6 protein-coding genes and 1 tRNA gene are annotated in these 11,753 nt (G+C 65.6%); 3 read left to right on the top strand and 4 right to left on the bottom strand.

The features are described 5' to 3' along the window. Positions 1 to 93: 93 nt before the first annotated feature. From rpsT to ACQRAG_RS05720, 3 genes are all read left to right on the top strand, one after another. On the top strand, positions 94 to 363 hold the full coding sequence (gene rpsT / locus ACQRAG_RS05730; RefSeq protein ID WP_006004646.1) for a 30S ribosomal protein S20: 270 nt from the start codon (positions 94 to 96) through the stop codon (positions 361 to 363). Positions 364 to 431: 68 nt separating this feature from the next. Further along, positions 432 to 508: transfer RNA gene (locus ACQRAG_RS05725), tRNA-Arg, on the top strand. Positions 509 to 824: 316 nt separating this feature from the next. Beyond that, a complete protein-coding gene (locus ACQRAG_RS05720; RefSeq protein ID WP_204625274.1) occupies positions 825 to 2,492 on the top strand; it encodes a sigma-54 interaction domain-containing protein in 1,668 nt (555 codons plus the stop codon). Positions 2,493 to 2,753: 261 nt separating this feature from the next. Here the strand turns inward: ACQRAG_RS05720 and ACQRAG_RS05715 are convergent, their stop codons facing one another. From ACQRAG_RS05715 to ACQRAG_RS05700, 4 genes are all read right to left on the bottom strand, one after another. After that, positions 2,754 to 3,989, bottom strand: a complete 1,236-nt coding sequence (locus ACQRAG_RS05715) for an LL-diaminopimelate aminotransferase (protein WP_303877427.1) — start codon at positions 3,987 to 3,989, stop codon at positions 2,754 to 2,756. Positions 3,990 to 3,991: 2 nt separating this feature from the next. After that, positions 3,992 to 4,891: a diaminopimelate epimerase gene (gene dapF, locus ACQRAG_RS05710; protein ID WP_239463842.1), complete on the bottom strand. Its 900-nt coding sequence runs from the start codon at positions 4,889 to 4,891 to the stop codon at positions 3,992 to 3,994. Continuing rightward, entirely contained in the window at positions 4,884 to 9,464 is a 4,581-nt protein-coding gene (gltB, locus tag ACQRAG_RS05705) for a glutamate synthase large subunit (RefSeq protein WP_427803896.1), read from the bottom strand. Before gltB ends, dapF begins: the two co-directional genes overlap by 8 nt. Before the next feature lie 97 nt (positions 9,465 to 9,561). Next, positions 9,562 to 11,718, bottom strand: a complete 2,157-nt coding sequence (locus tag ACQRAG_RS05700; protein ID WP_427803897.1) for a glutamine synthetase III — start codon at positions 11,716 to 11,718, stop codon at positions 9,562 to 9,564. Positions 11,719 to 11,753 lie beyond the last annotated feature (35 nt).

Genomic DNA, 11,753 nt, shown 5'->3' with positions numbered 1-11,753 from the left:
AGAGCTTGACAGATATGCCATGCTCTGCTAAGAATCCGTCTTCACACGAAGGCACTATACCTGCATTGCAGGCCAAAATATCGGAGGAATACCGTGGCTAACCATAAGTCTGCCATCAAGCGTCATAAGCAGAGCCTGAAACACGCCGCCCGCAACCGCGCTGCCCGTACCCGCGTGAAGAACGCCGTCAAGGCTGTGCGCGCCGCCATCACCGGCAACGACAAGGAACAGGCCAGCAGCGCTCTGACTGTTGCCGCTTCCGTGCTGGCCAAGGCCGCCGGCAAGGGCGCCATGCACTGGAAGAAGGCTGCCCGCAAGCTGTCCCGCCTGTCTCGCGCCGTCAACGCTATCGACGCTCAGTAGTGCGGCTGCACCGGTCACCGTCGTTTTTGCTTGACGGACACGGCCGGGTAACGTAATATTTCAAACATGCGCTCGTAGCTCAGCTGGATAGAGCAACAGGCTACGAACCTGTAGGCCAGGAGTTCGAATCTCTTCGGGCGCACCATCACAAAAATAAGCGGTTGGCTGTTATGGCCGGCCGCTTTTTTTGTATTTTCAATGCCTTGTTTCAGGGCCCCGGGATGCCACGGGCCGGTATCTTTCGGGGTTCTGCCCGTACTGCCGCATCATTCCCGGTACGGACATCTTTCCCGCATGGCTCCGGTGTGTCCTCTTCCATGACATGGAGCGCAGGCCCCTTGGGTATCCTGGTTTGCGTGCCGCTTCCGGTGCCGGGTGCCGGGAAAGGAGAGATGGCCGATCTCCAAAAGCTGGAGGCGTGCCGGGATGTCTGCAGGCAGCCGGAAAGGGGAGCCCTGCGCATGAAACGACACCAAGAGACGCCATCGACGGATCCTTCCGCCCCTGATCAGAAAGGGGCGGCTCCCTCCACATCTCCTGTGCTGCCGTCGCATCGGCAGCGCGTACGTGAAACGGTCAGCGAGCTGCGGCTGCTGTTCGACCTTTCCCAGGTCATCGACCATTCCCGCGACATCAGCCACAGCCTGGAGGCGACGCTCTCTCTGATGGCGCAGCACCTGCACATGATGCGGGGCATGATCACCCTCGTGTCTCCCCATACCGGCGAGATCCGCATCGAGGTGGCCCACGGCCTGAATCCCGCCGAGCAGCGGCGGGGCCATTATGCGCTGGGTGAGGGCGTCACGGGGCGCGTCATCCAGAGCGGCCAGCCCATGGTCGTTTCCAATGTTTCGGCCAGCCCCATCTTTTTGAACCGTACCCGTTCCCGTGACCTGCAAAAGGATACCATCGCCTTCATCTGTGTGCCCATCAAATTCGAGGACGAGGTCCTGGGCGCCCTTTCCGTGGACCGTGTCTTTGCGGATGCCGTGACGCTGGAAGAAGACGAGCGCATCCTGACCATCATCGCGTCCATGATCGCCCATGCGGCCAGGGCGCGGCAAAACGTCATGGACGAGCGTGTCGCGGCCATCGAAGAGAACATGCGCCTGCGCAATGCGCTGTCCGCGCCGCTGCGTCCGCACGGTTTTGTCGGCAATTCCGATGCCATGCGCCTTGTCTATGAGCAGATCTCGCAGGTGGCGCCTTCCACGACGACGGTGCTGCTGTACGGCGAGAGCGGCACAGGCAAGGAGCTGGCCGCCCATGCCATCCATTCCGCCGGCAAGCGGAGCAAGGGGCCGTTCATCTCGCTGAACTGTGCGGCCTTGCCGGAAAACCTCATCGAAAGCGAACTGTTCGGCCATGAGAAGGGAGCTTTTACCGGTGCTTCGGGCATACGCAAGGGACGCTTCGAGCTGGCGGATGGCGGGACGCTCTTTCTTGATGAAGTGGGGGAACTTTCCCTGCTGACGCAGGCCAAGCTGCTGCGTGTCCTGCAGGAGCGCTGTTTCGAGCGTCTGGGCGGTACGGAGAGCCTGTCCGTGGACGTGCGCATCATCACGGCCACCAACAGGGATCTGGCCCGCATGGTGGAGGAGGGCACGTTCCGCCGCGACCTCTATTACCGTCTGAATGTGTTCCCCATCCACATGCCGCCCCTGCGCGAACGGCAGAACGACATCCAGCCGCTGGCGGCCTATTTCGTGGACAAGTACGCTGCGGCCAACGGACGTTCAGGCATCCGCATCTCGCTGGCCGTCATGGACATGCTGCAACGTTATTCCTGGCCCGGCAATATCCGTGAGCTGGAGAACGTCATGGAGAGGGCCGTGCTCCTGGTCGGTCAGGATGGTCTGATCCTGCCCCAGCATCTGCCGCGTGAACTGCACAGTACGCATTGTCCGTTCGGCCCGGAGGCGCACAAGGGACCTGTGGAGCCCTATACGGCTTCCGGCACCTTGCAGGATCGTCTCGACGAGCTGGAGCGCGCCTGCATCACCGATGCCCTTGCCCGGCACAAGGGGCACATGGGGCATGCGGCCCAGGCCCTGGGGCTCACGGAGCGCGTCATGGCCCTGCGTATGAAGAAACATGGCATCAGCTACAAGGATTTCCGCCAGCACTGATGCAAGGATTTGCTTGGGAAGGGCGGAGGCTGTCCCCATCCGTGCTGATGGCCGCAGCATCCGCTCTTTGTCTGTTGCAGCACGAAAAAGGCCCGCCGGAGTCATGCTCTGGCGGGCCTTATGCATAAGGGAGCGCTTCGTGCCTTCCCCGCGCTCCGGTATGCCCTTGGGGAAAAGAGTGTCTGTCCTTCCAAAAGAAGACAAAAGTGTGGCGGATGGGCCCTGCCGCTTTGCTGGCAAGGGCCCATCCCCGAATGAGATTTACAAGCTCAGTCCCTGCAAACGTTCCAGGGCCTCGGTGGTATCCTCCTCACTGCCGAAAGCGGTGAAGCGTACATAGCCTTCGCCGCTGGGCCCAAAGCCCGCACCGGGGGTGCAGACCAGGGAAGTGCGGGAGAGCAGAAGGTCGAAGAACTCCCAGGAACCCATGCCGTCAGGCGTCTTCACCCAGATATAAGGGGCATGGATGCCGCCGTAGCAGGAAAGGCCCATGCCCTCGATACCGGAACGGATACGCGCCGCATTGGCCATGTAGGCCGCGATGGTGGCGCGGACCTGTTCCTGCCCCTCTGGGCTGTAGACGGCCTCGGCGGCACGTTGCACGATGTAGGGACAGCCGTTGTACTTGGTGCTCTGGCGGCGCTTCCACATGTCCTGCAGACAGACGCGGGAACCGTCCGGGCCGGGGATGGTCACCGCGGCCGGGATGGTGGTGAAGGCGCAGCGCAGGCCCGTGAATCCCGCCGTCTTGGAGAAAGAGCGGCACTCCACGGCCACTTCTTCGGCGCCGGGGATCTCGAAGATGCTGTGCGGCACCTCGCTGTCCGTATCCTTGATGAAGGCTTCATAGGCCGCATCATAGATGATGAGGGCCCCGTGGCGGCGGGCATAGTCCACCCAGGCAGCCAGAGCATCCCTGTGCAGCACCGTGCCCGTGGGATTGTTGGGATAGCAAAGATAGATGATGTCGGGCACCGCGTCGGGAAAGTCCGGCACGAAGTCGTTGGCTTCCGTGCAGGGCAGATAGATGAGGTCGCTCCAGCGCTCGCCCGTCCACCGGCCCGCGCGGCCTGCCATGGCATTGGAATCCACATAGACGGGATAGACGGGGTCGGTGACCGCTACGCGGCAGGACAGGGAGAACAGTTCCTGGATGTTGGCCACGTCGCACTTGGAACCGTCGCTGATGAAGATGTCCGCGGCGTCCATCTGTACACCGTGGGCCCGGTAGTCATGCGCGGCGATGGCTTCGCGCAGGAAATCATAACCCTGTTCCGGGCCGTACCCCTTGAAGGAGGCGGACGAGGCCATCTCGTCCACTGCCGAATGCAGGGCCGTGATGACAGCGGGCGGCAGGGGGCGGGTCACGTCGCCGATACCCAGGCTGATGACGGGCAGGGCGGGATGCTGTTCCCGGTGCGCGCGGACCCTGGCGGCCACCGTGGCGAAAAGATAGGCGCCGGGCAGTCCGGCGTAATGTTCGTTGCTGCGGATCATGGCTAGTCCTCCTGTCCCTGGGCAGGGCTGTATTCTCCAGAAAAAACGGTGCGGGCCGGGCCGGTCATCAGGACGTGCCCCGTCCGTTCATCCCAGCGGATGTCCAGCGTGCCGCCGCGCAACTGCACCGCCACTTCCCTTCCCGTACGTCCGGTCAGATGGCAGGCCACGGCCACGGCACAGGCGCCGGTACCGCAGGCCAGGGTCTCTCCGGCACCCCGTTCCCAGACGCGCATGCGTACATGTCCCGCGTCCATGAGCTGCACGAATTCGGTATTGGTGCGGCTGGGGAACCAGGGGTGGTGTTCGAAGGCCGGGCCCACCACAGGCAGATCCAGACTGTCCACATCGTCCACGAAGACCACGGCATGAGGATTGCCCATGGACACGCAGGTCACGGCCCATTCACGATCCAGCACCCGGATGGGCTGGCCGATGCACGGGCTTTCGGGATCCGATGTCGTGTCGGGGCGGACGGGGATGCGCTGCCGGGCCAGTTCCGGCGTGCCCATGTCCACACAGACACGGGAGGGGCAGCCCCCGGCATCGTCCACCCGCTGCAGGAGCTTGACCCCGGCCAGGGTCTCCAGGCGTATGACGGGCCTGTCGGTCAGGGCATGCTCCCAGGCAAAGCGTCCTACGCAGCGGGAAGCGTTGCCGCACATCTCGGCTTCACTGCCGTCGGCATTGAACATGCGCATGCGCAGGTCGGCACTGTCCGGTGAGGTGGGCGGCAGGATGAGCACCAGCCCGTCGGAGCCCACGCCGTAATGCCTGTCGCTGACGGCACGGGCCAGCGAGGGGATGTCCCCTTCCGCGAGCCGCAGATCTTCCGAAAATCCGTCAAGATAGACGTAATCGTTGCCGCAGCCTTCCATCTTGGTGAAGGCGATCTTACGCATGGTCGTTCTCTCCTCGTACATGGAACACTTCTTCGGTGGCGGAGGCGGTCTCCGCGTCGTGGGCGGCTTCCGCCTGACGGCGGAGCACGTTCTTGTAATCCAGCGGCATGACCTTGACGAAGAGCGGCAGGGCGGCATCCCAGTTGGCCAGCAGGGACGCTGCCTTGGCGCTGCCGGTGCAGGCCGCGTGCCGTTCCACCAGGCGGCGCAGCAGGGCCTGATCCTCTTCCTGCCAGACGGATTCCAGATCCACGCTTTCGATGTTGCAGCGGTTCTGGAAATGCTCGTCCAGATCGTAGACGAAGGCCGTGCCGCCGCTCATGCCTGCGGCGAAGTTGTAGCCGGTGCGTCCCAGGACGACGACGGTACCGCCGGTCATGTATTCGCAGCCGTGGTCGCCCACACCTTCCACCACGGCGCAGGCACCGGAGTTGCGCACGGCAAAACGTTCCCCGGCCTGGCCGCAGAAGTAGGCCTCCCCGGCGGTAGCGCCGTACAGGGCCACGTTGCCGGCCACGGCCTGTTCCGCCGCCACGAAGCGGGCCCCGGCATCGGGGTGGACCACGATGGTGCCGCCGGCAAGGCCCTTGCCCGCGTAGTCATTGACGCTGCCTTCCACCTCAAGGGTCACGCCGGGGGCCAGGAAGGCCCCGAGGCTTTGCCCGGCCTGGCCGTGGAAGTGGAGGTGCAGGCTGTCCTGGGGCAGACCGGCGGCCCCGTGACGCAGGACGATGCTGCCGGAAAGGCGCGCGCCCACGGCACGGTCCACATTGCGGATGGTCCGCTCGATGCGCAGATGGTCGCACTGTCCCGCCAGCACGGGTTCGGCGGCCTGATCGAGGTCCTGTTCCAGGGCCGTGGGTTCACAGACACGGGGGAAGCCTCCGGCATGGTGTTCGCAGGCCGCGTCAGGCGTCCAGAGCAGGCGCGAAAGGTCGAGGGAGTCCGCCCGGCCCGTGATGTCCGTACGCTGTGCCAGCAGATCGGCATGGCCGACGGCTTCGTTCAGGGAGCGGAAGCCCAGGGCGGCCAGTTCACGGCGCACGTCCCCGGCCAGCAGGCGCAGGAAACGTTCCACATGTTCGGGGCGGCCCTTGAAGCGGGCACGCAGCTTTTCGTCCTGGGTGGCGATGCCCGCCGGGCAGCGGCCCTTCATGCAGTTGCGGCACATGACGCAGCCCATGCTGACCATCAGCGCCGTCCCGAAGGCGAATTCCTCGGCGCCCAGCAGGGCAGCCACGAGCACGTCGCGCCCGGTGCGCAGCAGACCGTCGGTCTGGAGGGACACCCGCCGGCGCATGCCGCAGGTCACCAGCGCCTGATGCGCCTCGGCCAGACCGGATTCCCACGGCAGGCCCACATAGTGGATGGCGGAATGCGGGCTGGCACCGGTGCCGCCGTCATGGCCGGAGATGACCACGCAGTCCGCACCGGCCTTGGCCACACCCACCGCGATGGTCCCGACACCGCTTTCGGCCACCAGCTTGACGGAGATGCGGGCCGAAGGATTGAGGTGACGGAGGTCGTAGATAAGCTGCGCCAGATCCTCGATGGAGTAGATGTCGTGATGCGGCGGCGGGGAGACCAGGGAGACCCCGGGCATGGTGGCGCGGACGCGGGCGATGTCCACCGTGACCTTGTAGGCGGGCAACTGGCCGCCTTCACCGGGCTTGGCACCCTGGGCCGCCTTGATCTGGATCTCTTCCGCATGGGCAAGATATTCCGCCGTGACGCCAAAGCGGCCCGAAGCGATCTGGCGGATGCGGGAGCGCGCGTCATGACGACGGCCGTCCGCGTCCGTCCGGGGCGTGTTGCGGGCCGGATCCTCGCCGCCTTCACCGCAGTTGGAGGGCACGCCGCAGGCATTGCAGCCTTCGGCCAGGGTGCGGTGGGCTTCGTCACTGATGGCGCCATAGGAGATGGCCGCACCGACGAAGTGCCGCAGGATGGCCTCTTCCGGCTCCACCTCGTCCAGAGGGACGGGGGCGCGGGCCGGGTCGGGCGCGATCTCCAGCAGGGAGTGCAGCGTGAAGCCCTGGGCTTCCTGTTCGTTGCAAAGGCTGGAGAAGGTCTGCCAGGCCGGGGAGGGAGCCTGTCCGTCCGTATCTTCATTGACGGCCGTATGCAGGGCGCGCACGGTACGGGGGCTCCAGAGACGCGCCGCAGGGGCGGCAGCGGTGGTATCGGCATCGTCCCAGGCCTGCGCGTGACGCAGGGCGGCATCGCGGGCCAGGGTCTCCAGACCGATGCCGCTGATGGAGCAGGGCGTGCCCGTGAAATAACGGTCGATGACATCCTGTGACAGTCCCAGGGCCTCAAAGGGCTGCGAGCCGCGGAAAGATCGCAGGGTGGAGATGCCCAGACGGGCAAAGGCCTTGAGCAGGCCCTTCTTCAGGGCGTTGATATAGCGTTCCTGCGCGTCTTCTTCGTCAAGAGGGCCGGTGTCCGTGCTCAGGCGGCCTTCCCGTGCCATGCGGCGGACGGCATCCAGAGCCGCGTGCGGGCAGACGGCATTGACGCCGTAGCCGATGAGCTGCGCCATGTGGATGACCTCGCAGGCTTCGCCGCTTTCCGCGATGATGCCGCAGGCATGGCGAAGCCCGGCACGGATGAGATGATGGTGCAGGCCCGCGCAGGCCAGCAGGGCGGGGATGGGCGCCTTGTCCGCCGTCATGGCCGTATCGCTCACCACCAGGATGGTGGCCCCTTGGGCGATGGCAGCCTCGGCGTCCGCGAACAGGCGATCGAGGGCCGCGCGCAGGGCTTCCCCGTCGCCGTGGGCCGGGAAAGTGGCGTCAAGGGTGACGGCCCGGACGGCGGGACGCCGCGAGGCCCGGATCCGGCGCATGTCGTCCGTGGTGAGGAAAGGATGGGGCAGGCGCAGGACAGCGCAGCTTTCGGGGCCCGGTTCCAGGATGTTGCCCGCACGTCCGGCATGGCCCATGAGCGACATGGACAACTGTTCCCGGTAGGGGTCGATGGGCGGGTTTGTCACCTGGGCGAAACGCTGCTTGAACCAGCGGAACAGGGATTGCGGCTCGTCGCTGAGGCAGGGCAGGGGCTTGTCCGTCCCCATGGAGCAGACGGGCTCCTGGGCGTTCTCGGCCATGGGCACGAGGACCTGACGCTGCCAACTGCTGTCGCAACCGGCCTGACGCAGACGGCGGTCCAGCGGCGGCAGGGCGTGCACGGCATCGCTTTCTTCGCCCATGCCGTTCAGGGTCTCAAGGCGCACGGCGTGCTTCTGGAGCCAGCGACGCCAGGGCTGGGAGCGGATGACCTGCCCCTTGATCTCCGCATCAGGCGCGATGCGGTGGTGTTCCACGTCCGCCAGGATCATGCGCCGGGGCTGGAGCTGGCCGCGCTGGATGATGTCCTCTTCAGGCACGTCCACAAGGCCGCTTTCCGAGCCGAGCACCATCAGGCCGTCCCGGGAGACGCTCCAGCGGCAGGGGCGCAGGCCGTTGCGGTCGAGCATGGCGCCTACGCGCCGCCAGCCGTCGGTGAAGACGAGGCAGGTGGGGCCGTCCCAGGGTTCCATGAGGGACGAGTGATATTCATAGAAGGCGCGCTTGTTGTCGCCCATGACGAAGGTGGGCCCGAAGGGTTCGGGGACCATCATCATCAGGGCGTGGGGCAGGGTGTAGCCCGCGCGGACCAGCAGCTCCAGCACGTTGTCCAGGGTCCCGGAATCCGAGGTATCGGGATTGATGACCGGCAGGGCGTCCTTCAGATGCGCCCCCAGCAGGGGCGAGGCGAGCACGGCCTCGCGCACGCCCATGTGGGCCGCGTTGCCGCGCAGGGTGTTGATCTCGCCGTTATGGGCGGCCAGGCGGAAGGGCTGGGCCAGGGGCCACGAAGGCAGGGTGTTGGTGGAAAAACGTTCGTGGAACACGGCAAAAGGCGCGGCGCAGTCCTCGTCCGTCAGATCGGTATAGAACTCGCCCAGCCGGGAGCCGGGGAGCATGCCCTTGTAGACGATGCTCCGGCAGGAGCAGCTGGCCACATAGAAGAGTCGGGTGTCCTGTCCCTGCCGGCGCAGTTCCTTCCAGATCAGGTTCTCGGCCATGTGCCGGGCAAGGAACAGGCGGCGTTCAAGGGCTTCGGGATCATGGAGCTCGGCGGCTTCGGGGGAGCTGGTATCCGGCAGGACGAGCAGCTGCAAAAATCCGGGCATGGTCTGACGGGCAGCGGGAGCCAGCACGTCTTCGCGCACAGGGACGTCGCGCTCGTCTTCCACGCGCAGACCGCAGGCCGTGAAGATCTCGCGGAAGCGCTGCAGGCACAGTGCCCGCAGCGCCGCATCCCGGGGCAGGAAAAGCTGGGCCACGGCCCAGGGGGCGGCGCAGACCGACAACGCGGGCCACTGGCGCAGGAAGAAATCGCGCGGCAGAGGGAAGAGGATGCCGGCGCCGTCACCGTTCCTGCCGTCACCGCCGCCACGATGGGCCATGCGGGTCATGGCACCCAGGGCCATGTGCATCACGTCATGACGGCTCTGGCCGTCCAGATAGGCAACAAAACCCACACCGCAGGCATCATGCTCCCGGCGGGGATCGAAAAGACCGTTCATATGTCACTCCTGGGAAGGCTGGGGGAGTGGAGGGAAAACGTCCCCGGGCGGGGATGGTCATGCCCGGCCCGGGGAGACAAAGGGACCAGTTCGGGGATCAGTGCAGCCAGAGCATCTCCGCATAGGAGGGCAGCGGCCAGACGGCGGCATTGAGCATGCGCTCAAGGGCGTCGCAGTGTTCGCGGCAGGCCTGCATGGCAGGGACCACGCCGTCACGGGCAATACGGGCGGCCGTGTGGGCGTCCGCAGCGGCACGCAGCGCGGCGAGCTGCTGTTCCAGGGCGGCAAGGGCACCGTTCAGGCCCACGGTATGGCCGCGCAGGCAGGTGAAGCGCTCTTCTTCCATGGCGGCCTCGGTGCTGACGGCCCGGGTCTTGAGCACCAGATCGGCGGCAGCGGCCTGCTCCTGCAGGGCGACGGGCAGGATCTGCGTGCGGGACATGTCCAGCATGAGCGAGGCTTCGATGGCGATGGTCTTGGCGTAGGTGTCCAGCAGGATCTCCTGCCGGGCCAGCATCTCGCGTTCGGAAAGCACGTTCTGGCGCAGGAACACGTCCATGACTTCAGGCGTGTTGTAGCGTTCCAGGGCATCCACGGTGGTGGCCAGGTTGGGCAGGCCGCGATGGGCCGCCTCCACGGGCCATTCCTCCGAGTACCCGTTGCCGTTGAAGACCACGGCCTGATGTTCCCGGAACAGACGGGGCAGCAGCTCCTGCAGGGCGGCGTTGAGGCTCGTGCCGGAGCCCACGGTGGCTTCCAGCTCGGTGGCGATGTCGTCCAGGGCGCAGGCCATGGCCGTATTCAGGGCGATGTTCACCGGCGCGATGGACTGGGAGGAACCCACGGCCCGGAATTCGAACTTGTTACCGGTGAAGGCAAAGGGGCTGGTGCGGTTGCGGTCGGAAAGATCCACGGGCAGGGGCGGCAGGGAGGAAACGCCGATCTCCATGCTGGTGCGGCCGGGCTTGTGGGTCACACCGTTCATGATGGTGTCGATGACGTCGGTCAGCATGTCGCCCAGATAGACGGAGATGATGGCCGGCGGGGCTTCGTTGGCACCCAGACGGTGATCGTTGCCCGCACCCACCGTGCCCAGACGCAGAGCGGCGCTGTGCTTGTGCACGGCCCGCAGCACGGCGGCCAGGAAGACGAGGAACTGGGCATTGTCCAGCGGGGTCTTGCCGGGATCGAGCAGGTTGTTGCCCTCGGAATCGCTGATGGACCAGTTGTTGTGCTTGCCGCTGCCGTTGACGCCGGCAAAGGGCTTTTCGTGGAGCAGGCAGATGAAGTCATGCCGCGGCGCGATCTCATGCAGCAGGTTCATGATGAGCATGTTGTGGTCGGTGGCGATATTGGCGTCCTCGTAGATGGGCGCGATCTCGAACTGACCGGGGGCCACCTCGTTATGCCGGGTCTTGGCCGGGATGCCGAGGCGGAACAGGGCGTCCTCCACATCCTGCATGAAGGCCATGACGCGCGCCGGGATGGAGCCGAAGTAGTGGTCTTCCATCTCCTGGCCCTTGGCGGGCGGGGTGCCCATCAGCGTGCGGCCCGCCAGCAGCAGGTCGGGGCGCAGGGCGGCCAGACGGCGGTCGACAAGGAAGTATTCCTGTTCCGGTCCCACGCTGGGGCGCACGAAGGTGGCCGTATCGTTGCCGAACAGGCGCAGGATGCGCAGGGCTTGGCGGGAAAGGGCGGAAATGGAACGCATGAGCGGGATCTTGCGGTCCAGGGCCTCGCCCGAATAGCTGTAGAACAGGGTGGGCACATGCAGGGTGCGGCCGATGATGAAGGCAGGGACCGTGGGATCCCAGGCCGTGTAGCCGCGGGCCTCGAAGGTGGAGCGCAGACCGCCGGACGGGAAGGAGGAGGCATCCGGCTCGCCGCAGATGAGCATCTTGCCCGAGAACTCGTTGATGACGCGTCCTTCGCCGGTGGGGGTCAGGAAGGCGTCGTGCTTTTCGGCCGTCAGGCCGGTCATGGGCTGGAACCAGTGGGTGTAGTGCGTGGCGCCCTTGCTGATGGCCCAGTCCTTCATGGCGCAGGCCACAGTATCCGCGATGTCCGGGTCAAGGCGTTCGCCGCGGGCGATGGTGGCCTTCAGCATGCGGAACACGGGCTTGGGCAGACGCTTTTGCAGGATGTCGAGGGAGAAGACGTCACAACCGAAGATGGTGTCGATCTCGGTGGCGGGGGGCTGGTGGTCCGGATGGCTCTGGGCGATCTGCCGGATGGCGTCGGTACGGGCATTCATGAGGGACTCCTTGGAACTCTTTTTTCAGGCCCGCC

The sequence above is a fragment of the Desulfovibrio sp. SGI.230 genome (assembly GCF_050313065.1).
Classification (GTDB): Bacteria; Desulfobacterota; Desulfovibrionia; order Desulfovibrionales; family Desulfovibrionaceae; genus Desulfovibrio.
The sequence above is the reverse complement of the archived record's forward strand: the minus strand, read 5'-3'. Positions and strand labels throughout refer to the sequence as shown.

Coding starts and splice junctions, on each gene's coding strand:
- dapF (WP_239463842.1), bottom strand. CDS start 4,891: ATGCGTAAGATCGCCTTCACCAAGATGGAAGGCTGCGGCAACGATTAC.
- ACQRAG_RS05700 (WP_427803897.1), bottom strand. CDS start 11,718: ATGAATGCCCGTACCGACGCCATCCGGCAGATCGCCCAGAGCCATCCG.
- ACQRAG_RS05720 (WP_204625274.1), top strand. CDS start 825: ATGAAACGACACCAAGAGACGCCATCGACGGATCCTTCCGCCCCTGAT.
- ACQRAG_RS05715 (WP_303877427.1), bottom strand. CDS start 3,989: ATGATCCGCAGCAACGAACATTACGCCGGACTGCCCGGCGCCTATCTT.
- gltB (WP_427803896.1), bottom strand. CDS start 9,464: ATGAACGGTCTTTTCGATCCCCGCCGGGAGCATGATGCCTGCGGTGTG.